This window comes from Rhodovastum atsumiense, from assembly GCF_937425535.1.
Lineage (GTDB): Bacteria > Pseudomonadota > Alphaproteobacteria > Acetobacterales > Acetobacteraceae > Rhodovastum > Rhodovastum atsumiense.
On the sequence record NZ_OW485605.1, the window covers coordinates 28590 to 48386 of the forward strand.

The window sequence follows — 19797 nt, forward strand, 5'->3', positions numbered from 1 at the left end:
GGCCTGTCCGCTTTCCCGGCGTGCGCCGGGGGAAAGTCACAGTTCCTGGGAAAGGCCGGGGTAGCGCTCGACGAGGGCGTGCCAGAGTTCCGGGTCGCGGAGCTGGATGCGCCTGGCCATACCGCGCGCCCAGACATTCGGCGCGAACCAGGCGTCGTCCGAGCGTTCCCAGACGCGGTCCTCCGCTTCGTCGTAGCGCGCGAGGTAGGGCAGCCCTCGGCCAAGGATTGCTGCCCAGACATCGCGCCCGCTCCAGTCGTGCAGCGGGCAGCATGTCCATCCGGGGCGGCTGGCGACGCGGTAGAGCCAGCCCTTGCGAGAGATGGTGATCGCGCGCGCCATCGATTCCTCGCGGCGCATGCCCATGATGATGCCCGTCCACCCCTGGCGCTCCTGGAACGCCGTGAGCTCGGCCTTGTAGGTCCGCTCCCACCAGCGAGCCGCCTCCGTGACGGCCTCCTGGCCGACAGCGCCAGGCGCGAAGAAGCGGTCAGCGCCCACGCGGTCGATGGCCTCCATCTCGGAGGCGACCTCGACCATGACGAACGGCAGCCCCCAGCGGACGGCGAGCGCGCACGCGTTCGCCGTCGGCTGCGGGTCGTAGTCGCCCCGGTAGGCGAAGTGGAACACCGGGCCCCTCCAGCCCGCCTCGACTGCGACGGCGAGCGCGGCGGTGCTGTCCTTGCCCCCGGAGCAGCCGACCGCCCACGTGCCCGGTGCGGCCGCCAGCGCCTCGCGGACGCGCCCGGCGGCGCGCTCGACCGCCCGCTTGTGGGCGGGCAGCCTGGCATGGAGGCGCGCGGCCTCCATGCTGAAGTCCTGGACGTAGCGCATCGTCAGCCCTCGAAGATGGTGGCGACGGCAGGCATGCCGCCCGGGTGCTCCGAGGGCACCACGAAGGCCCGGAAGCGGAAGGGCGCCCTGGTGCGGACCACCACCGTCACCCCATCGCGCTGCGGCTTCAGGCGCACGTCAGGCGACTCCAAGGACTTGATGATGGCCGCCAGCGCATGGCGCTCCGGGAGCGGCGCGATGCGCTCCCGGAACCGCCGGACGGCATGCGGCGTGACGAAGTAGCCGCCGGCGATGCTCATGCCGCCGCCCTCGCGCTTGCGGCGAGGGCCTCGAACGGGTCGGGCACCACGCACATGACGCTGTTTGCCGCGAGGTGCTTGGGCGGCCGGATAGCGTGCATCGCCCGCCGCCCGCGGATGCCGTGCTCCTCTGCGTAGCCGATGGGAACCGGGCGTACGATCTCGCCCGCGAAGCCATCCCTGATCTCCCAGCGGCTGACCTGCCCCAGTCCGCGCGAATGGCCAGAGCCGACAGACGTCATCTGCGTTACCAAGCGCTCCACCTCCCTCGGGTCGCCGATGCACTTCCACGACACGCTGGCGCACGTGCTGACGAAGTGAGGCTTGCGGAGGTTCTTGTGCGGGCCCGTCGCCGTCTCGACCTTCCGGCCGTTGAACCAGCGCTCGGCGTCCACGCTGTTGAACCGCCGATGGAAGTACTTGTCGCGCTGGCCGAGGATCTCCGACGGCTCCGGCATCCCGGCTGCGTACCACCACAGGTCGCCGTGCATGACGACCTGCAGGGGCAACCCTTCGACGGGCGCGAGGTCTAGGTTCGTGCCGAAGTCGGGGCCCAGGCGCTCCCGCATTGCCGCCCAGGCGAGCATGCCGTCGATGCTGGGGGACCACGCGTCGGCCGAGGCGTAGCCCGCGGGCGTGTAGGCGGTCACCGTCAGGGGGCGGAACGCCCCCTGGGTGACCTCGAGAGAGGTCAGGCTGCGCACCCGAGCACCTCCTTCACCGCGTCGACGCTGGCCGCCAGGTGCGCCTCGTATTCGCCCATCACCTCCCGGGCGAACGGCGACAGGCGAACGCCGTCGTGCGGGCACACGCGCACGAAGCCCTCATGCCGCTTGCCGTCGGCGACGAGCGCGTAGGCGAGCCTGACCAGCCCGTGCCCCTTGTTGTTTTGGCCGCCGATGAAGGGGCTGGCGCCGAAATCGTTCAGGGCGGCGACGAGGCAGCCGAGTTCCACGCGGCTGACATAGGCGCCGTGGATTTCGGTGCGCAGCTTCGCCCCGGGCGCCAGCAGCTCGGAGGTCATCCGCATCTGGTCGGCGACCCTCGTGTTCCTGGGCGCCTCGTCTCGCGCCAACCAGTCGGCGGTCCAGCCCAGCTTGCCGTCGTCCTTGCGCGAGAACTCCTTCTCCCACGTCAGGCTGCCGTAACGGATGACGGACGCCTCGGCGTGGTCCTCCTCCGGCAGGACTGGGATGGCCTCGCGGCACAGCGGGTAGCTGTTGGTCACCCGCAGCCGCCCTTGCAGGATCTCGGAGCCGACGCCGCCGCCCAGGAGCGCCAACATCGGCACGGTCGCCCGGATGCGACGGGCCGCCTCCAGGTCGACTCGCTTCTCGGCCATGTCCAGGCGGCCGCCGCTGAACAGGAGGTGGAACGCATCGCCGGGCAGGCGGCAGTCCAGGGCGGCGCACACGCGGCGCGCCATGATGTCGCGCAGCCCGCCGCGCCAGCCGTTACCCGAGTAGGAGAACACTTCCACCACGCTGCCGTCCGGCTGCACGATGATGTCCTGCGCCAGGTAGGCCGTCGTGCTGACGACCTCGCCGATGTGCGAGACGGGCGACAGGGCGGTGAAGTGGCCGGTCAGCTTGATGGTCTTGAGGACGTTGTTGGGCACGTGTGGTCTCCTTGAAGGATGGGATGTCTGGTGAGAGGTCAGGCGGCCTCGAAGAGCTCCAGCTGGAACTCAGCTCCCTCATCGATGACGCCCTGCTTCCCGGCGGCCTTGGCGGCCTCACGGGCGACGCGCTCGCGCTCGAGGCGCTCCCGGACGAGCAGGACGCACAGCGACGTCTCGCGGTGCAGCACGCGCAGCACGGCATGCGGGTCGGCGGGCGGGGCGTCGAGGATGGAGGTCAGCGATGCGAAGTCGCGCGTCGCCCCCTGTTCCTCTCCGGCTTCCCGGACCGGGCGGAGCACCTCGCACCCAAGGCGGGGCATCAGCCGCTCGATGAACGTGGGCAGGCTGTCGGCGCGCTTCGCGGCGGCCTTCACGAACCGCTCGATGCGCGACCACATGTCGAGGCTGACCTTGAGCCGCGCGACGTCGCGCGAGCGGTAGACGACGTAGATGAGCAAAGCGGCAACAGACGCGTCCGCCCGCTCGGTGTCGAAACCGAGTGTCATAAGGCTCTCCGATGTCGTGGATTGGGTGGTCTAGCGCGCCGGGCTGGCTGCTATTGCGTGGACCAGGCGCAAGAGATGCAGGCTTTGCCTACGAAACTGTCCGATGGCTTCTTCGTGGACCTGCCACGTCGCACGGCCGACCTTGAAGATGGATGCCGCCGAGTAGTCGCCGCTGAGCAGGTCGTCACGGCGCAGGCCGTCGGCGAGGGCCGCCTCGAAGGCGAGCACGATGTCGCCCAGCAGCCGAGGGTTCACCCAAACGGCCCTGTCCTCGACGAGCATCGCGAACAGATCGCCGTCCTCAGCGATGAGGCCGCGGTAGACGAGGTTCTTCATGCCGGTGTTGGTCATCACCGCCATGAAGCGGCCCCCGGGCGGTGATGTCAGGACGCGCCGCCAGTCCTCCCGGCGCGGGATGATGTGCCCCAGGCTCTCCGAGAAGATGTGGGAGTACGAACGCCACGACGCCTGGGGCCAAAGCTTCACCTGCAGGCCGCGCCGCACGATGGTCGCGTGGAAGGTCTTGCCGATTGCGAAGTGCACGCAGGCGCAGCAGACCGCGCGGCTGTGCTGGACGGAAAGGCTCTCGGAGGGGCCGAACGATTCCGAGATGGCCTTTTCACGGCGCCACGCCCGGCCATAAGCGTGCGCATCGCCGCCGCAGACAGCGCAGCGGGCAGGCTCTTCCGGGTACGCTTCGCGGTGGGTGGGCTGCACGGCGTCCTCTCCGAGGCAGGCCAGAGCGAATGAGCAGGGATGCATGTGAGGCAAGTCCTGTCCCGTGGTGGGGACAAGATGGGGCACGCAGGATCGCCGTCCAGTGTAACTAGAGGCGTCTTCTTTGTCGTTGTTACATAATCTACCTAGCCAGCAGCCAGAAATGTTGACAACGCGACCAGAAACCGCCGAAAATTCTGTTCGTGACGCTTCTGTTATTTCAGCAATGCATGAATGCCATGCCGCACGTGCGCATCTCGGCGGTCCGGGCGCCGTCAGTGACGGCGCCCTTTGTGCATCAGACCGCTTGTTCCCCGCCCGGTTCGCGGCCGCGCAGCCAGGCCGTCACGCTTCCGCCCTTGCGGGCCACGGCGTGAGCCGCGGCGTGCGTGATCACGAGGGCAGCCGCCGTCTCGTCGCTGGCGTACGCGGGAATGGACACGCCAGCCGGGATCTCGCCCGCGATCTCGCCGATCTCGCGTTCGACGCGCGCGAGGACCGTCGGGTTGCGCTGCTCAAGCCGCGGTGCGCCGGAACGCTGCCACGCCGCGGCGATGGCGGGCAGCCCGCGCGCCGGGGACTGCAAGGTTTCTCCGACCAGGCTGCGGACGCGGAGGCCGAGGCCTGCCGTCTCGAGGCCATAGGCATAGAGGGCGATCAGCGCGCCGAGGCGCTGGCCGAGGATTGCATCGGGGGTCATATCGTCTCCTGGGGGCCGCCTCGCAGGACGGCCTGTGGGTTTATGGGGGGAAGCGCCGGCTGTGCCGGCGCTCGTCGGTGTGGCCGCCTTACGCGGCGGAACAGACCGCCGCCGCGTGGGCGAAAGCGGTTTCGGCGCGCGGGTAGCGGCGGTGATATGCGGCAACCTCGCCATCCCAGCGAGCACGGGAAACCGATCCCGCTTCGACGGCCTGGGCATGGGCTGCCTCGACGGCGCGGACGAATTGCGTCGACAGCGGCATCCGCATCGCGGACCGGATCACGCCACGGCCGTCCATGACGGAGATGCTGACGGTTGGCGAAACGTACGGGTTGGCCCACGGCAGGGTGTGCAGGCCGTAGGCCACCCGGCAAGGGGAGTAAGGGATGGCGAGCGAGCCGATGCCGGTTCGCAAAAGCCAGATGTAGCCGGCGGTGATGGGGATGATGCCCAGGGTGATGCCGCCGCCACGGAACATGGTGACGGCCTCTTCGCTGCAGGGGCTGATGCAGACGCAGATGCCGATGCCGCGGGCCTTGTAGATGACCGAGCTCGTTTCGACGGTCGCCTTTTCGGGGCGAGGCGGCTTCTGGCGAACGGGGGTGGGCGCGACAGGGCGCGCAGGCGCGTTTGCGCCTGCCAGGTCGGCAGTGAGCATTGGAAATCCTTGCGTGAGGGGGGACGACAGCCGGTCAGGCTGCGGTCGTTATTCGCAAGGAGGTCCCAATCTGTCCCATGCTGGGGACTATGATCGCAGGTCGATCCGCCGTCAAGACGACGATGCGTCCATCAGCGTGCCGGATTCCCTTGGTTTCCGCACGCTCCCTGGCCACCCGGCAGCCGCTCGGTCTGCCCCTCAGCGAAGACGGCGACCCACCTGCTGATCAGGCCACCCTCCTCCACGACGGCCGCCGGCGCTTCCCCAGGCCGCACTATTCGGCCGTCAGCCGCCCCGCGCTGCGGCGGGCAGGGTGGCCTCAGGTGCAGGTCGGCGACTTCATGCCGCCCGGTCTCCCCCCATGCACCGGGGCGTCGGCAGCGCCGCGAGCACAGTCGCCACCCGCGCGTCGTAGGCGGCCCAGCGAGCTTGCTCGTCGGCCTGGCGCCTGGCGGCCGCGATGTCCGCAGCACGGCCGCCAAAGGGGCGGGTCTGGCCCTCGCGCCACAGGGCGGCGTTGAACCCGCCCTGGACGGCAACGCGGTGATCAGGCTGCTCGCCAAGCAGGACATCGCGCCCTTCCCGGCGCCACTGCGTACGCGTCAGGTAGCCGGGCGGCACGTCGCGCCAGCGGTCAAAGTCCGCCATCGGTCATCTCAAGGAAGTCCGCGAACTCGACGCTGGCCAGTATCCGGGCCAGCTCGGCATCGACGGCGGCGACGTGTTCGTTCCGGGGCGGCAGACCCGGCTCTATCGGCGGCGAACAGGCTGCAAGGGCGGCGCGTCGGCGCTCGTCAGCGATCGCTGCGGCGGTGGCGAGTTGGCGGCGGAGCGAGGTCATCCCCTCGACGAGGGTCAGCACGGGCGAGCTGGCCGTCGCGTTGGTTTCGAGGTCGTCCTCGAGCATCAGGGCCTCCCTTGCCTTGGCAGCGGACCGCGCGGGAGTGCACCGGAGGTCATGGCGCCCTCCGCAGCTCGGCGGGCACCGTGCCGACGTCCATCCACACCACCGGCTTCCCGGCGGCGGTGAACGCCTCCAACTCGAGCCGCATGCCGTAGGACTGCTCCCAGGACTCGGCTCGCAGCATGATCAGGCCGGAGGCGGCGCGCATTATCGGTTCGTCCACCGGGATCCAGATGTCGTGCGAGTAGGGGTCCAGCCCGCACTCGACGGCGACCGGGTGCGTGTGGGCGATCGGGGAGAAGACGGGCACCCCGGCGCTGACGAGGCGCCCGGTCTCGCGGAGAGCCAGCCGGAACGCTTCCTCGATGCCGCCCGGGTAGCGACTGTATGGCGACGCGAGATACCAGAAGGTCGTGCCGCTCACTGTCCCCTCCCTCGCACAAGTGCCTTGTCGGCGCTCGCCAGCATGGCATCCGCGCGGACACGCACGGCGTCTGCCCAGGTAATGGCTTCCGCCGACCTGCGATTCGCGGACTCAGGCTCGGCAGATTGCTCGCGCAACACCGACAGCAAGCTTGCGAGCCGGGCCCGCAGCTCGGCGTTCTCGGCCGCCAGCCGCGCGAGTTCGCCGCCCTCGACCTGCGGCCGCCCTTCCCGCCCCTCCGTCGCCTCGACGCTCAATGCCGACCTCCCAACACCCGCAGCGCACGCCCGGGCGACGACAGCCAGGATGGCATGCGCGTGGTTCTTCCCTCGTCCGCTGATACGGCCGTCCTTCGTGCCTGCGATGTACCATCCGTTCGGGAACGGGCTCGGCGACTTCGAGGCGCGCACATCCAGCCCGCAGTCGGCGGCGAGACGGAACGCCGCCGACCAGCTGCCATCGGCACCGTCCAGCGCCATCCGCACTCGTGCGCGGACACCGGGGCCGCCTGCGAGCGCAATGGCCAGCTTGTCGGCCAGTGCGTCGAGCCTGCCCGGTGCCGGGCCGTCCTCCAGTTCCTTGAGGATGCCAAGGAAGGCTTCGCCGCCGCCGAGGTCGGTGGCCGGGACTTGCTGCGTCATGCGGCCCTCCCCTGCCCCGCCGCCATCACGACAAGCTGGCCGCCGGCGATCTGCCGCAGCCGCCGTGCGACCGCCCGGCTGCCGTTCAACCCGCCGGCGGACGCCTTGGCGCTTCGCCTGGCGTCCGCCAAGCGCTTCCGGGCTGCCTGCCACGACGCGTCGTCCTCCCGGCGCTGGATCTCCGCCAAGGCAACGGCGGCCGCAGCCGGACCCAGGCGGGCCTGCAGCTTGGCCGCCAGGACGGCGCGAGCCGTCGTGTTCAGGGCGGCCACACGTTCGGCGACCGTCGCCGGGTTGGCGCGGTCCTGCTGCTTCGCGGCCATCCGCTCCCGGTGCGCGGCAGTGCGAGCGGCCAGGGCGGCGGTGGTGCTCAAGGCCGCCACGTGCTGGTCGTGGCGGCGGTGCAGTGCCTTGAGGGCGGCCCGGGCCACAAGCCGGGCGACACGGCAACGATCGGGCGGCACGAGAGCGTCAGCGAGGGTGTCGAAGAACTGATCCAGCTCGGCTTGGCTCTCCGGGGTCAGCTTGAAGGTGCAGGAATACGACGACGGGAGCCATCCGAAGGGACGGCGGGTGCCGCCCTCCGTCGCGAGGGCGACCTGGGCGGGATGGGCCTCGTCGCCGACGATGAGGGTGGCGTCCATGGCTCAGCCCCTCCTCGCCGAAGAGAGCGTCCGGTAGCTGAAGGCATTACGGACGCCGGAGCTGAAGGCGGCCCGTCCGTTCCAGGCTTCGATGGTGCCGCCGACCTCGAATCGAACGATGACCTTGATTGTGCCGTCCTCGGCGACGCCGACGGCAAGGAACTCCGTGTCCGGGATGGATACCCGCAGGAGGGCGCGGATCCACTCCCTGTCCCTGTTCAGCCCAGCGGGCTCGTTGGCGGCCTTCGCGAGCACGGCGCGCAGGAGGTCGAGGCGGGCTTGCGTGATGTCCGCAGGCTCTTTGAGCAGGTGTCCCACATGCCTCTCGCCATCGATCCCGATGAAGACCTCGGCCTCAGGCGCTGCCCCTGATTGCTGCCCAGCGGCTGCCACCTCGCGCGCGGCCAGGACGTCGGCGATGCCAAGGGCGACCGTGCGGAAGACGCTGCCCTTGGTGAAGTCGAGCGGAACCGGGGAGTGCCTCTGAAAGGCGGCGATGAGCTGGTGCGCGATTTCGTCGGCGCGCTCGGACGTGCTGCGTGCGGGCATGGATACCTCCCTGCCAACGGCCGCCCGGAATCTGGCGGCGAAATCGTTGGTGTGGTATCAAGCATGCCGCGTAAGTCAGCATAAGAAGGCAAGCTTTCCATGGCTTTGCAGCCCGCCGGCGGTCTCCTGGGCGCCCGCCTCGACCGCCTCCTCAAGCTCAAGGGTCTCAGCCCTCGCGCGGCGAGCCTGGCGGCGCAATTGTCACCTGATGCCTGCAGGAACCTCATGACCGGCAGGAGCCAAAAGCCGCACCCATCAACTATCGCGGCTCTGGCCCGCGTGCTCGGTGTGCAGCCCGCCGACCTCGACGGTGCAAACGTGCCCTCCGATGCCCCTGCCCGCTCGATGCCCGCCGAGATCCAAGAGGTCGATCTGCGGCGGGTAGACGACGCTGGAGGGGACTTCCTGAAATACCGCCCGCAGTTGGCCCTTTGGAGCGTTCCCGCTGACCTCCTTGCAGCCAGGGGGCTGCAGGCCGACCGGACGGTGGTCCTGCGGGCCCAAGGCGGCCTTGAAGGCGTGGCCGCCGGCGATCGGCTGATCGTCGACCTGACGCAACGCAGTCTCTACCCACCGGGGCTGGCCGTCATTTGGATCGAGGAGTCCGGAGAGTTCGACCTCGTGCGCATTGGCGCGCCGTCACGTGGCGTGAGTGGCCGGGATGCGGGAGGGATGTCCGTTAGCCTGGAGTTCGGATGGGGCAGCGTGTCGTGGGCGCCGTCCGACGTGCACGTGGTTGGCCGGGTGGTCGCGAAGTGGGCTTGGGGGTGATGCGCTCATCCATACGACCATACACGCATGAGCGCATACGCGCTTACCTGGATGGCCACATACCTGTACGCGGACATGCGCGGGTTCGAAGCTGACCTCTCAGCCGTCATACGGACACGCGCGTATATGTGTATGGTCGTATATGAACATAGGCGCAAATCCGTGTTGCAGCATACGTGTATGCCCGTTGACACGTATCATTGTATTGGCGCATAGAACCACGTGCTGATACACGCACACATCAAGACGCGGATGGGAGTATGCGCGGATGAAGGTCGTCTCGGTGGTTCAGCAAAAGGGCGGAGTTTCAAAGACTTCGATTGCGACTGCCCTGGCAGTCGCGGCCTCGATGGAGGGTAAGCAGGCCGCTGTTTTTGACCTCGACCCCCAGGGCTCAGCCGCATTTTGGAAGGACACGCGGAAGGCCGACGAGCCAGCCGTGGTTTCCGTTCAACCCGTCCGCCTCAAGCACATGCTGGCGGCTGCTAAGGAAGCCGGGACCGAACTCGTGGTCATCGACGCGCCCCCAATTGCCAAGGATGTCGCCTACCAGGCGGCGGAGGTCTCCGACTACATCCTGGTGCCTACGAAGCCGAGCGTCCTGGACGTCATGGCGATGACGGAGACCCTCAAGCTCATCAAGCGGGCAACTGAGCCGCCTGTGCCCCATGCTGTCGTCCTGACCCTGTGCCCGCTGCAGGGACGAGAGGTCGTGGACACCGAGGAGGCCGTCAGGAAGCTTGGTGCCGAAGTCGCTCCGGTCCGGCTTCACAACCGGATCGCCTATTCGCGCGCCCAGCAGTCCGGTCTGACTGCCATGGAATACGAGCCGGAAGGGAAGGCGGCTGCTGAGTTGCGCCAGCTATACGAGTTTGTGTGTATGCACGTATGGCCTCATACGGTCACACGGAAGCCAGAGAAAGCCGCTGCAGCATGAGTGCCGCCCGTCCAAACTCGCTCCAGGCCGTTCTTGAACGCGAAGCTCGCGAGGTCGCTGCTGTGCCTGCACCCGAGCCGCCGGCGCAGCCTTCGTCTCCAGCACCCTCAGCGCCGCTTGCCACCACTGCTGCGGTTCCCCGCCTGCCAAAGGCTGCCAAGCAAAAGACCAAGCGGCCGTCGCGTGACGGACGGCGGTTCCTCGGAGGCCACTTCGAGCCAGGCGTCGTCAAGGCAATGCGGATGCTTGCGGCGGAGGAGGACACAACGGTGCAGGCGCTTCTCGAGGAAGCCGTGGATTTGCTGTTCCTCAAGAAGGGGAAAGGTCGCATCGTACGCGCATGACCGTATGTGCGCATACGTGTATGGACGTATTGTGAACTGAACGGCTGGCGAAGGCTCTTTCTAAAGCAACTGAGACGGCAGCGTCAGGACCTTCGGGGATACTGGCGGTTTGGATGGCTTCAGGATCAGGCCATCTTCCGCCACATCCACCCTGGCTTCCGGGTAAGCGGCCATTGCCGCGCTGAAGGAATCGATGAACCGCGGCTTCCAATGGCTCAGTTTCCCGAACCCGGCGCCGAATTGGTCAAATAGGGCCCGCCACGACACGTCAGTTGGCCCTGAGAGAGCATGCAGGCGGTAGGCAAGCCAGACATACACATCCAGTCCCATGCTCCGGTCGCGAAGCGCTTTCACAGCCTCCTCAAGAAGCGGAACGGGATGTTCGCGTAGGGCGGCGTAGAAGTCCTCGTCGAGGACAACAGTGTCTTGCCATGAGTCCTCGGACCTGTGGAAAGACAGGCCGCGCTTGATGATCGCTGCCCGTTGGAAAGCGGTTGCCCGGCCTTCCTCGGCCTTCCAGAAGAATTTCAAATTGCACGCCGAGAGCCGCATGGCCTGATCGCGAACGGCGGCCGCCTGCTCGCCGCCGATCGACATCCCCATCCGTTTCATCCAGCGGTTCATATTGCCGCCCAGGTGAACCTCGCGGCTGCGGGTCTTGATGGCTTCGGACATCAGGAAAATGACGATCAGCCGGGCCCGGGCGCCGTAGGGAACCCCGAATTCCCGGGTTTCGCCATCGATGACCATTCGGCCGGGTTCCACGAGCAGGGTCACCTGATGCCCGTCGCGGCGCCATGCCTGACCTTCGGGAAGAGCCTTGTGGGGAAGCGACGCGAGGCAGAACCCGCTGTAGCTAATACCGAGCCGCCCGCGTTCGTCGGCGAGGACATCGGCGGAGATCCGGACGAGCTTGGCTTCCTTGTGGCGTCCCTGAGCCTTGAGCGTGGCCACGGCCTTTTCTCGCCCCTGTTCCAGGACCAGTCGCGGCACCTCCGATGTGTCACTCGCGCTCATGCCCGCAACGGTGCCGGATCCACATCCCCGACGTCAAGTTGTGGTTAAGCGGCCCGGCTACATAGAAAGATAGTTGATTCTATCTAGTTGTACAGGCCGCTTAACCACAGTTGATAACTGGAGTCGCGGCCGCTTAACCACAAAAAGAGGCCGCTTCTCCACAGTGGACGTTGCGCATCCATTGTGGATGACGATATGGGCCGCGTCCCCTGCAGAGCGAGTTTTCCACAGGGGGGGGAGGTGCCTCAGGTCGATCTTCCTGCCCCCGATTCGGGGGTTGGTTTGTGGTTAAGCGGCCAGAGGCTGCGGCGCAGCGGAGGCCAGAGTCGGTCGGACAGGCGTCGCAAAGACAGCGCCGGCGTCATGCCGTGCGGTGTTCCTAAGGAAGGGCCGAGGGCCGCTTAACCACAAAGCGGCCCCGGCTTAGCTCCCGCACTGCTTGGGGTGAATTGGCAAGCTTGACGTTCCCGTGATCGGCTGGCCAGGGTCGGCAGCGCCCGCTTCCGCTCGGGGTGGCGCGGCGGCGCCACCGCAGAGAGCCTCGACATGCCGATCTCCCCCAGGACCAAGCGTCATCGCATCTCGGCGCGGGCCGCCGAGGAAATCGCCCGCCGCGCCGACGCTGCGCGCAGGGACATCCTGGACGAGACGGGGCGCCTGGTGCAGTTCCGGGGCGGCCTCGACGCGTTGACGGCGCCCCAGGCGGAGGCGGTCACCGAACTGCTCGCCGACACGCCAGCCGCGCCGTCCCTCGCGACCCTGCGGCGCCTGCTGGCCCCCACGGACGCCGAAGCGGCGGCGCTCAGCTTGCGGCGATTGGTGTCAGAGCGGCTGCGGTCAGAGCAGCGACGCCGCGCCGAGGGCGCCAAGCCCGCCGCCGAGGCGCAGGCGGCACGGGCAGCGGCAGCAGAGCGGCCGTGGGTGGCGGCGGGGGTCAGCCGCGCGACGTGGTACCGCCAGCAACGCGCGGTCGCGATGACAGCGGCGCGGGAGGCCGTGCGGCAGGCCGAGATGGAGACCGGGGGAGGGCAGGGGGCCGGTGAGACTCGGGCCGACCCTATACAGAAAGAAGAAAAGGGTAGCGAAGAAGGGAAGGGTCGCCCGCGTAGTAAGGTCGCCCCGAGTCTCACTGCCGCCCCGGCGCCCCCAAGGCTGCCAAGGATGGCCGATTTGGAGACCGCCGAGGCCAGGCGGTACACCGCAACGGCATTGCGGGCCGGATGCCGCTGGTCGGACGGTCTGCAATGGTCTCGGCCGATGACGTGGTTCACGCGTCCGCCGGACCTTCCGGCGGACGCCGCCGCCGTCCTGGACACGATGGCAGCGGTCGCGGAGGCATCCTTGGAGCGCAGGGAGGCAGTTGTCATCGCGCGCGCCCGCCGTACCGGGCCGACGCCCGAACGTGCCGAGCGCCAGATTGACCCCCAGGCATGCCCGCCGACCGTGCGGGCCGACGTCTGGCAAGAGGTGCCCGCCCATCTCTGCCCGCGCGTCAGGCGGCGGGCCGCCCTGGCCTGGGTGAAAGGCGTCGAGGCCAATGCCGCGGTCGTCCAGTCCATCGTGCCAGCTGCGCGCGAGGCGGCGCTCGTGGCGGCCCTGGCCGATGCCGCACCGGAACTCGATGCCGCTGCCTGCGAGCGGTTGGCGCAGCAGTATGCTGGCTGGCCGCTGGCCGACGGTGTTCGGCATGCCCTCGCCGATGTTGCCGACAGGCTCAGCCGCCGTGCTGCCGCCGAGGCCGCCGCTGCAGCGGCGGTCGACGCGGCCGATCCGCCGATTCCGCCTGCCGATCGGGCAGCGGTGATTGCTAGGGCGGCCGCCATGCTCGCGACGGAGAGCTGCCGTCGGGATGCCGCCGATGTCGCGCATGCCGTCGCGCTGGCCCGCCAGGTCGTAGCCACCCGGCGGTAACCAGGCGTGGCCAGAGCCTAGAAGTCCTCCACATCCTTTGTGCGTGAACTGCGCCGCCGCCCGGTTTCGAGTTCCAGGTCCGCCCCGATGGGGTCGGAATCCAGGATGCCGGTCAGACGGTCGGCGTAGCCCAGGATCGACAGCGCCTTCAGCAGGCAGCCGACGCTGACGCCGCTGTCCCCGGCCTCGAGCGCGGCGTACGTCTTCCGGGTCACACCGGACCGCTGGGCCATCTCGGCTTGCGACCAGTTCCGGCGCAGGCGCGCCGCCCGGAGGCGGCGGCCAAAGACGCTCATCGCCATCTCGCTTTCGGGCAGGAGTGCAACGCGCTTTCTCAAGGTGGGCATGGTAGGGCCATCTTGACCCATTTTATAGCCATATTGCCGCCTAATGGCCAAAAAATGGACCAACGCTCGTCGAGCGCAGGCATCCTCTGATGTGCGGCGGCAGCGTGGTTGCGATATGCGCATAAGGGCGTCAGTGGCGTTTGCCTAATCATCTGATTCAAAATCGGTTTTACCAAAAGACGAAAGCAAACATGGTGTGTTGCTTTCGGATGTCCTGCGGGTCCGGGTGGGAGGCTCGCCACAATCGGCGGCTACTTTATCAACAGGCGTGATAACCAACTTCCGTCCGGAATCCGGACATGCTACGGCTGTCCGAGAATCACAATTCTCGGACATACGTGTAGAGGAAAGCAAGCAACGACGGCACCGTGCCAGTGCAGTGAGGGCGCCAGGGGGGGGGGACTGGTGATCGCCTGCTCCACGCCCGGCAGCGCCAAGCCGTCAAAGAGCCCAAGCACCGTTCATCACATGACGCAGGTGCATCGGCACCATCGGCCGAAGTCCTACCAGTCGCGAGTGTATTTGCTTCGGGTGTTTCGGTCCGCGAAGCGTCGCAGTAGCCGCGGGCGGCCTCGATTTCCTCGCGCGAGGACCGGAAGCTTACGACGTCGATCGGCACCAGCGACCCGGCGGCGCCATCCACCTCGTTCTCAGCCACGTGCGGCGATCCGGTCAATCGACAGCCGCAGCCCACCATTCCACCCATCGCGGCGCCCCCGCCTCCCCTCATTTCGCGACGGCGTGGAACAGAACCACGTCGTGTCCTCGCTCATGGTAGTCGGGCCACGTCCTGCCGAATGCGGCGAGTTCCGGCGTGGCGCACACCACGGTCAGCCAACTTCCATCCGGACTACGCTTCAGCCGTGTCAGCGCGGCGTAGACGAGCGCCTTGCTCTCGTCGGTACGGAACTGGCTCACGTAGACCACGAGCAGACGGGATTCCCATCCCTTAAAGCTGTGCAGGGTCGTCGCCTTGATTCGCTCGCTCCCCATGTAGAAGCCCATCTTCTCGCGGCGACGCTCCATGACCGACTGGTTGAAGGTGCTGATCGCCCTGATGTTCCTGTCCGACAGGTGGGCAATCACTTTCTCGCCCACCTTCGTATCGTCCGTAAGATAGGTGATGTCTGCGTTCGCCAGACCCTTCGTTCCGGTCTGTCGCATGAGCAACATGAGCTCACTGACGCAGACTTCGGCTCCTTTCTCTTCGGGGCATTGCACCCACCGGAGACTGCAGTTCTCCAAGGTAAGATCGGTCTGCCCATCGTCGGGTAGATCCGCGGTCAGGGGCGGCAGGAATCGTTCAGCGAAGTTCCTGGCGTAGTTCTTGGCGATGGGGGGGAGGCGATAGCTCGTCTTCAGTTGTGCCCAGCGCCCTCTGCTGAAGCCCATACCGTGCATGGCCTCTTCAGTCCAAGCCTTTCCCGTGCCGTAAACGTCCTGGGTCGCGTCGGCGACGAGGAGCATCTCGCCCCCTTCTTTCAGCGCTTTGCGGATAATGTTCCACCATTTCGGCTCGTGATCCTGGCCCTCATCGACCATGATGGTGTCGAACGGCTCTACATTGCCGGATTCCAATGCCTCTTCAGCCAGACGCGGTATGGCGACGCGGAACAGATAATCTTTCTGCCTCTTGTCCTTCAACTTCAAATAATCTTCAAATAAAGAATCATAGCGTCCATTGAATCCAGCTTCGTAACAGGCACGTTTACAGAAATTGTGAAAATGATCGAAGCGAATTAATTCGATATTGCTAGACTTCTTCAGTCCTCTGACGACCAGGTCCTTCAGGTAGTGCCAAAGCGTGATGTTAAAAGTGACGATCAGGACGGACTTGCCCTGGTTCGCGCGGTGCGCGGCTCGCGCGGCCAGCACGAGGGACTTGCCGGAACCGGCCGGTCCCTTGATGCGCCTGTAGCCGGAAGTGGGCCACGTAATGACAAGGTTCTTTTGATTATGGTCGAGTATCAACGGTTCCCTCTGGGTCGCCGCGAAATCCGGTTCCACGAGCCAGCCGCGCAAATCCTGCGCCAGCGCTTCGGTCATGATGCGCGAGCCCGGACGGAACGCTTCAGGAAAGACCGCCCTGACCTTGGCAGAACGGACTTCTGCCATACCGCTCACGGGATGATATTTGGCGTATTCCTCAACCTCTTCATGTGAAAGGAAATGCTTCATCAAATCCCTGACCCTCTGAGTCGCAGCGTAAGGGAAAATAACACCTGCGGTTATTGCTGCAAAGCCGTTATTCGTCTCAAGACGAGGGCAATACAGCTCGTATATGCTCCGCTTATATAGCCGCACTTTTATGACAGGATTCTCCCGTTGCATGCTGAAATGCTTCCCGTCACGTTGCGCCACAAGAACCGGTATTCCGCCACCGTCATCTTCGACGGAGTATCTCATGACGTCGAGATCCCAATCCTTCACCTCGAAGACGCCGATGCCGACCTTCGGGTTGAGCAGCACGAAGTCAGGGCGCAACCCGTTCATATGGGGTTGTACGTAGATCTCCCATTCGATGGGAAGATTGCGGTCAAACATTTCGAACACGGCCCGCTCTCCCGCCGTGAGGGGCTGGCGCAGCTTGGAGAATGCTTCAACGGGCGGGGAAACGATACGGCGTGACATAAACACCAAAGTAACAAAAATTGTTATAAGTAAGTATTTCTCTCGGCACGCTCATCTACTCGGCTGCATCCGAACTAGAGCAACTGTCTGCGTTACTCGCCGAACCTATTTGCAAGGTGCCGGGGAATTCATGTCCAGCGCCGCCGATCCGGAACTCATTGCTTCCAACAAACGGTGATGATGGTGCCATCCTCGGCAACGACGATGTAGGCGTTGCGGTAGCGCTCAAAGTATTTGGCCTGCACCCCTAAGTATTCAGCGAACTTGCGCCAGCCGCGTTTGGAGAAGGAGTAGGAGGAAGCCCCGCAACCCGCATCCCTGCGGTCGCCCCAGCCGAGCAACCCGTCGTGAATGAACTGCGGTATCGAGCGCTGCTGGGTGCGGACAGCAGCGTGCCTCGTCAACTTCAATGCTTGGCGGTCAGGGGAATGGCATTCGTTCCACATTTAGCGGTTCTCCTCTTGTTCGGGAGACATTGTGTCAACAAATTTAATTTTAGCGAGGAAATTGGCACACGTTTCTCTGAATGCACGTGACCGTTCCTCCCGTTGCGCCCTGGCCTCAGCGGCCCTCGTCTGGAGCCACTGCAGACGCTGCTTGGCCATCTCGCCATCCAGCAGTTCGTGGGGAACTTCGTGGAGACCGACGGTTCCGTCCAGCAGCGCCATTGCCATAGCTTCGTCGCCGCATGCGAAATCCAACGCCAATTCCGAACAGATAGAGAAATGGGGGCCCGCTTCCTCCCAGTGATCGATCCCGCCCGCCTCACCGGTCCGCTCGAACCAGTCCTTGATGTAGGCTTCGAACGGGTTGCACTGACCAACCCAGTCCACGTCCTTGAAGAAGTCCAACGGCTGGATGCTAGGGTCGTTCAATTGGAGGCCAAAGATGTCCTTGGATCGGATGGACCGTTCTTCATCCTGCTCAAAACGCTCAGCCGCGTCGCGATAGATCCACGGCAGCGCTTCGCTATTACCCTGTGCGGAGCGGATCATGGAGAGCCTTTCGACTCGCTTGCGCAGGCTGTCCTCCGCAACCATCACGAACAGCAGAGGGGCGAGCTTCAGAATGGTCGTTTGGTTGATATCGTACCGCCAGCACACGAACGCGAACGCGTTACGAAAGCGGTTCTCCAGCCTGAAAGAGACCTGCGACTTGTCCTGCGTGTTCCGGCGGTGCTGTTCGGCCACCGGCTCTGCTTCGGAGGTAAGTTCCTTCTCTGGCACATTGAGAGCCTTGGCAATCTTGCCGACGACATTAGCGCGGGTTGTCTTCGCCTGACCGCTCTCGATCCGAAAGATCGTGCTCTTGTCCACGGATGACCTGTCCGCCAGGTCCGCCATGCTCATGTTGCGCTTCTCGCGCCAGTGCTTCAGGCGCTGAGGGTTGATGCGAAGCATGCTGCTCTCCTTTTCTGAGAGCACTTTCGCCTACATAACGATATCTGACCATATGCATATTATTGCTTTTTGCACACATCTGGGAGTGTTTCTGCGGCTATTTGGCAGCATGACAGCGCTCAAATGCATATGCGTATGCATTTGAGCGCCCCTGCTTCGAATGCTGAGATAGGAGGTTCTCTGACGTGCGGCACGTCCATCCAGGCTTTGCAGTGCTGGATGCGCAGCCCGCTATGAGGAGATGCCCGGAGACCAGCGCGCCGCGTGGCGCCGCAAGCCGTCTCCCGCAGCCGTAAAGCCCATCGAGCCGGGCCGCCGCGTCCAGCGCGGACCTGTACAGGGGCGTCCGGTATAAGGCGTGTGACTGTGCCCGCAGGAGCACAGCACCGTACAAATCACGTCACTGTCTGCGGCAACCTTCTTCTTCGACGGTGGAACGTGGTTGCGCGGGATCCCGGCGAAAACGTCCAAGACTATGGTGTCGGTCTCCGCCTTCTGCAGCGTGGACTGCCTGCTTGGCGGTAGGAGAAGTCGATAGCTCCGACCTTGCGGTTCACCGTCGGTGGCGCGCCGCGGCGATCAGCTTCATGGCTCATGTGAACGGCGACTACGGCCGGGCTGGCACCAGCGCGCGAAGTAAGTCCAGTCGCGTGCATAGTTTCGGCGCGCGCCTCTTCGCACGCGAGGGGCCGCTATAGGAGCGCGCGCCACGACCTCTTCAGGCCAAAGGCCAGGGTGAACTGCGCTGCCGCCTCAACTTCTTCAGACACCACATCCCCCCAAGGAGAAAAACGGGGTAGAGTCTCTTGAAGTGGGCGGGCGCAGGACAGCAGAGGTGGCAGGCATGGGCGACATCGTGCCGGTGACAGGCGGAGGCGGGAGCCACGCGGGGGAGGTGGTCGGGCTGGACGCCAACGCCGCAGCCGCCCGCGACTACGCCCATGCCAGCCGCGCCGCTTCCACCCGGCGCCTCTACGCCACTGACTGGGCCCGATTCCAGGACTGGTGCGCCGCCCGTGGCGTGCCGCCGCTCCCGGCCGCCCCCGAACTGGTGGCGCTCTTCATCGCCGCCGAGGCAGACACCGGGATCGCGCCGCCGACCATCACCAGGCGGCTGGCCGCCATCGCCTGGGCGCACCAGCTGGCCGGGCAGGTCGCCCCGCAGCGCGCGCCGGGCGGCGAGGTCATCCGGGAAGTCATGTCGGGGATCCGGCGGTCGCGTGGCGCGCCGCCGGCGCGGAAGGCTGCGGCCGACGACGGCGTGCTGCGCGACATGCTGCGCGCCATTGAAGGCGACGGCCTGCGGGAGGTCCGGGCGCGCGCTGTGCTTGCCATCGGCTTCGCTGCGGCGCTCCGGCGCGCCGAACTGGTCGCCATCCGGGCGGAGGATGTCCTGCGGGATGCCGACGGCGTCCGCCTGACGATCCGGCGCTCGAAGACCGACCAGGAGGGCCGGGGGGAGATTGTCGCCATCCCGAACGGCGAGCGCCTGCGCCCCGTGGCCCTCCTCGACGCCTGGCTGGCAGCCGCCACGGTCACCGACGGTTTTCTGTTCCGGCGTCTCGACGCCGCGGAGCGCGTGACGGACTCCCCGATGAGCGACCGTGCCGTCGGCCGCCTCGTGCAGGCATCGGCCGCGGCGGCGGGCTACAACCCCCGGCGGTTCGGCGGCCATTCGCTGCGGGCGGGCTTCATCACCTCGGCTGCCCGGGGCGGGGCATCTATCTTCAAGATCCAGGAGGTCAGCAGGCACCGCAGCGTCCAGGTGCTGGCGGGCTACGTCAGGGACGCGCAGCTCTACAGGGACCATGCCGGGAGCGGGTTCCTGTAGCGAGCGGGCCCGCGATGGAACAAGACGATGGTTGAGGTCACGGCTTCGAACATTCGTGGCAAACCATCAAGCATATGATGATATAGGCCGCCAGCATCACAGGTCAGCCGGAATGTTCCGGCTGACCTTTCGGTATGACGCTCGCTACCT

24 protein-coding genes are annotated in these 19797 nt (G+C 66.1%); 5 read left to right on the plus strand and 19 right to left on the minus strand.

What is annotated here, in order from left to right; translation table 11 throughout:
• Positions 1–36: 36 nt before the first annotated feature.
• From NBY65_RS31765 to NBY65_RS31830, 14 genes are all read right to left on the minus strand, one after another.
• Positions 37–834, minus strand: coding sequence for a phosphoadenosine phosphosulfate reductase domain-containing protein (locus NBY65_RS31765; RefSeq protein ID WP_150041042.1), 798 nt, complete (start codon positions 832–834; stop codon positions 37–39).
• A gap of 2 nt (positions 835–836) precedes the next feature.
• The gene (locus NBY65_RS31770) at positions 837–1094 is read right to left on the minus strand and encodes a hypothetical protein (RefSeq protein WP_150041041.1); all 258 of its coding nucleotides are present in this window, start codon (positions 1092–1094) and stop codon (positions 837–839) included.
• On the minus strand, positions 1091–1798 hold the full coding sequence (locus tag NBY65_RS31775) for a hypothetical protein (RefSeq protein WP_150041040.1): 708 nt from the start codon (positions 1796–1798) through the stop codon (positions 1091–1093). Before NBY65_RS31775 ends, NBY65_RS31770 begins: the two co-directional genes overlap by 4 nt.
• The gene (locus tag NBY65_RS31780) at positions 1786–2712 is read right to left on the minus strand and encodes a hypothetical protein (protein WP_150041039.1); all 927 of its coding nucleotides are present in this window, start codon (positions 2710–2712) and stop codon (positions 1786–1788) included. Before NBY65_RS31780 ends, NBY65_RS31775 begins: the two co-directional genes overlap by 13 nt.
• Before the next feature lie 38 nt (positions 2713–2750).
• Positions 2751–3221: a hypothetical protein gene (locus NBY65_RS31785; RefSeq protein WP_150041038.1), complete on the minus strand. Its 471-nt coding sequence runs from the start codon at positions 3219–3221 to the stop codon at positions 2751–2753.
• Positions 3222–3251: 30 nt separating this feature from the next.
• On the minus strand, positions 3252–3938 hold the full coding sequence (locus NBY65_RS31790) for a hypothetical protein (protein ID WP_150041037.1): 687 nt from the start codon (positions 3936–3938) through the stop codon (positions 3252–3254).
• A 298-nt stretch (positions 3939–4236) separates the two neighbouring features.
• Complete coding sequence (locus NBY65_RS31795; protein WP_150041036.1) at positions 4237–4638, minus strand: hypothetical protein; 402 nt, start codon at positions 4636–4638, stop codon at positions 4237–4239.
• 88 nt (positions 4639–4726) lie between these two features.
• The gene (locus tag NBY65_RS31800) at positions 4727–5296 is read right to left on the minus strand and encodes a hypothetical protein (RefSeq protein WP_150041035.1); all 570 of its coding nucleotides are present in this window, start codon (positions 5294–5296) and stop codon (positions 4727–4729) included.
• A 339-nt stretch (positions 5297–5635) separates the two neighbouring features.
• Positions 5636–5944 carry a hypothetical protein gene (locus NBY65_RS31805; protein WP_150041034.1) on the minus strand — a complete coding sequence of 103 codons (309 nt, stop codon included), beginning with the start codon at positions 5942–5944 and terminating at the stop codon, positions 5636–5638.
• Positions 5931–6203 carry a hypothetical protein gene (locus tag NBY65_RS31810; protein WP_150041033.1) on the minus strand — a complete coding sequence of 91 codons (273 nt, stop codon included), beginning with the start codon at positions 6201–6203 and terminating at the stop codon, positions 5931–5933. The genes NBY65_RS31805 and NBY65_RS31810 overlap by 14 nt, the downstream gene beginning before the upstream one ends.
• Positions 6204–6252: 49 nt before the next feature.
• Positions 6253–6624: a DUF1937 family protein gene (locus NBY65_RS31815; RefSeq protein ID WP_162530560.1), complete on the minus strand. Its 372-nt coding sequence runs from the start codon at positions 6622–6624 to the stop codon at positions 6253–6255.
• Complete coding sequence (locus NBY65_RS31820; protein WP_150041031.1) at positions 6621–7265, minus strand: hypothetical protein; 645 nt, start codon at positions 7263–7265, stop codon at positions 6621–6623. Before NBY65_RS31820 ends, NBY65_RS31815 begins: the two co-directional genes overlap by 4 nt.
• A complete protein-coding gene (locus NBY65_RS31825) occupies positions 7262–7909 on the minus strand; it encodes a hypothetical protein (RefSeq protein WP_150041030.1) in 648 nt (215 codons plus the stop codon). Before NBY65_RS31825 ends, NBY65_RS31820 begins: the two co-directional genes overlap by 4 nt.
• Positions 7910–7912: 3 nt before the next feature.
• The gene (locus NBY65_RS31830; RefSeq protein ID WP_150041029.1) at positions 7913–8458 is read right to left on the minus strand and encodes a hypothetical protein; all 546 of its coding nucleotides are present in this window, start codon (positions 8456–8458) and stop codon (positions 7913–7915) included.
• Between the two features lie 99 nt (positions 8459–8557).
• Here NBY65_RS31830 and NBY65_RS31835 point away from each other — a divergent pair, with 99 nt between their 5' ends.
• The 3 genes from NBY65_RS31835 to NBY65_RS31845 all read left to right on the plus strand — a co-directional run bounded on the left by NBY65_RS31835 (position 8558) and on the right by NBY65_RS31845 (position 10510).
• Positions 8558–9229 (plus strand): helix-turn-helix domain-containing protein, encoded by a 672-nt coding sequence (locus tag NBY65_RS31835; RefSeq protein WP_150041028.1) that lies wholly within the window; start codon positions 8558–8560, stop codon positions 9227–9229.
• Between the two features lie 268 nt (positions 9230–9497).
• Positions 9498–10166: a ParA family protein gene (locus NBY65_RS31840; protein ID WP_150041027.1), complete on the plus strand. Its 669-nt coding sequence runs from the start codon at positions 9498–9500 to the stop codon at positions 10164–10166.
• Entirely contained in the window at positions 10163–10510 is a 348-nt protein-coding gene (locus NBY65_RS31845) for a ribbon-helix-helix domain-containing protein (protein WP_150041026.1), read from the plus strand. The genes NBY65_RS31840 and NBY65_RS31845 overlap by 4 nt, the downstream gene beginning before the upstream one ends.
• A 60-nt stretch (positions 10511–10570) precedes the next feature.
• Here the strand turns inward: NBY65_RS31845 and NBY65_RS31850 are convergent, their stop codons facing one another.
• On the minus strand, positions 10571–11527 hold the full coding sequence (locus NBY65_RS31850) for a replication protein RepA (protein WP_150041025.1): 957 nt from the start codon (positions 11525–11527) through the stop codon (positions 10571–10573).
• A gap of 546 nt (positions 11528–12073) precedes the next feature.
• Between NBY65_RS31850 and NBY65_RS31855 the strand changes: the two genes are divergently transcribed.
• The gene (locus NBY65_RS31855; RefSeq protein WP_150041024.1) at positions 12074–13438 is read left to right on the plus strand and encodes a hypothetical protein; all 1365 of its coding nucleotides are present in this window, start codon (positions 12074–12076) and stop codon (positions 13436–13438) included.
• Between the two features lie 17 nt (positions 13439–13455).
• On the opposite strand, the gene NBY65_RS31860 is transcribed toward NBY65_RS31855, so the two are convergent.
• The 4 genes from NBY65_RS31860 to NBY65_RS31875 all read right to left on the minus strand — a co-directional run bounded on the left by NBY65_RS31860 (position 13456) and on the right by NBY65_RS31875 (position 17816).
• Positions 13456–13785, minus strand: a complete 330-nt coding sequence (locus NBY65_RS31860) for a helix-turn-helix transcriptional regulator (protein WP_203330492.1) — start codon at positions 13783–13785, stop codon at positions 13456–13458.
• A 726-nt stretch (positions 13786–14511) separates the two neighbouring features.
• The gene (locus NBY65_RS31865; protein WP_239002810.1) at positions 14512–16329 is read right to left on the minus strand and encodes a DEAD/DEAH box helicase; all 1818 of its coding nucleotides are present in this window, start codon (positions 16327–16329) and stop codon (positions 14512–14514) included.
• Between the two features lie 242 nt (positions 16330–16571).
• Positions 16572–16862: a hypothetical protein gene (locus NBY65_RS31870; RefSeq protein ID WP_150041022.1), complete on the minus strand. Its 291-nt coding sequence runs from the start codon at positions 16860–16862 to the stop codon at positions 16572–16574.
• Complete coding sequence (locus NBY65_RS31875; protein WP_150041021.1) at positions 16863–17816, minus strand: helix-turn-helix domain-containing protein; 954 nt, start codon at positions 17814–17816, stop codon at positions 16863–16865.
• An 844-nt stretch (positions 17817–18660) separates the two neighbouring features.
• Between NBY65_RS31875 and NBY65_RS31880 the strand changes: the two genes are divergently transcribed.
• Positions 18661–19647 carry a site-specific integrase gene (locus tag NBY65_RS31880; RefSeq protein WP_150041020.1) on the plus strand — a complete coding sequence of 329 codons (987 nt, stop codon included), beginning with the start codon at positions 18661–18663 and terminating at the stop codon, positions 19645–19647.
• Positions 19648–19797 lie beyond the last annotated feature (150 nt).

Excerpts from the sequence above, each read along its gene's own strand:
- NBY65_RS31765 (WP_150041042.1), bottom strand. The coding sequence starts at position 834 with ATGCGCTACGTCCAGGACTTCAGCATGGAGGCCGCGCGCCTCCATGCC.
- NBY65_RS31770 (WP_150041041.1), bottom strand. The coding sequence starts at position 1,094 with ATGAGCATCGCCGGCGGCTACTTCGTCACGCCGCATGCCGTCCGGCGG.
- NBY65_RS31785 (WP_150041038.1), bottom strand. The coding sequence starts at position 3,221 with ATGACACTCGGTTTCGACACCGAGCGGGCGGACGCGTCTGTTGCCGCT.
- NBY65_RS31795 (WP_150041036.1), bottom strand. The coding sequence starts at position 4,638 with ATGACCCCCGATGCAATCCTCGGCCAGCGCCTCGGCGCGCTGATCGCC.
- NBY65_RS31800 (WP_150041035.1), bottom strand. The coding sequence starts at position 5,296 with ATGCTCACTGCCGACCTGGCAGGCGCAAACGCGCCTGCGCGCCCTGTC.
- NBY65_RS31805 (WP_150041034.1), bottom strand. The coding sequence starts at position 5,944 with ATGGCGGACTTTGACCGCTGGCGCGACGTGCCGCCCGGCTACCTGACG.
- NBY65_RS31810 (WP_150041033.1), bottom strand. The coding sequence starts at position 6,203 with ATGCTCGAGGACGACCTCGAAACCAACGCGACGGCCAGCTCGCCCGTG.
- NBY65_RS31820 (WP_150041031.1), bottom strand. The coding sequence starts at position 7,265 with ATGACGCAGCAAGTCCCGGCCACCGACCTCGGCGGCGGCGAAGCCTTC.
- NBY65_RS31825 (WP_150041030.1), bottom strand. The coding sequence starts at position 7,909 with ATGGACGCCACCCTCATCGTCGGCGACGAGGCCCATCCCGCCCAGGTC.
- NBY65_RS31830 (WP_150041029.1), bottom strand. The coding sequence starts at position 8,458 with ATGCCCGCACGCAGCACGTCCGAGCGCGCCGACGAAATCGCGCACCAG.
- NBY65_RS31835 (WP_150041028.1), top strand. The coding sequence starts at position 8,558 with ATGGCTTTGCAGCCCGCCGGCGGTCTCCTGGGCGCCCGCCTCGACCGC.
- NBY65_RS31840 (WP_150041027.1), top strand. The coding sequence starts at position 9,498 with ATGAAGGTCGTCTCGGTGGTTCAGCAAAAGGGCGGAGTTTCAAAGACT.
- NBY65_RS31845 (WP_150041026.1), top strand. The coding sequence starts at position 10,163 with ATGAGTGCCGCCCGTCCAAACTCGCTCCAGGCCGTTCTTGAACGCGAA.
- NBY65_RS31850 (WP_150041025.1), bottom strand. The coding sequence starts at position 11,527 with ATGAGCGCGAGTGACACATCGGAGGTGCCGCGACTGGTCCTGGAACAG.
- NBY65_RS31855 (WP_150041024.1), top strand. The coding sequence starts at position 12,074 with ATGCCGATCTCCCCCAGGACCAAGCGTCATCGCATCTCGGCGCGGGCC.
- NBY65_RS31860 (WP_203330492.1), bottom strand. The coding sequence starts at position 13,785 with ATGCCCACCTTGAGAAAGCGCGTTGCACTCCTGCCCGAAAGCGAGATG.
- NBY65_RS31865 (WP_239002810.1), bottom strand. The coding sequence starts at position 16,329 with ATGTTTGACCGCAATCTTCCCATCGAATGGGAGATCTACGTACAACCC.
- NBY65_RS31870 (WP_150041022.1), bottom strand. The coding sequence starts at position 16,862 with ATGTGGAACGAATGCCATTCCCCTGACCGCCAAGCATTGAAGTTGACG.
- NBY65_RS31875 (WP_150041021.1), bottom strand. The coding sequence starts at position 17,816 with ATGCTTCGCATCAACCCTCAGCGCCTGAAGCACTGGCGCGAGAAGCGC.
- NBY65_RS31880 (WP_150041020.1), top strand. The coding sequence starts at position 18,661 with ATGGGCGACATCGTGCCGGTGACAGGCGGAGGCGGGAGCCACGCGGGG.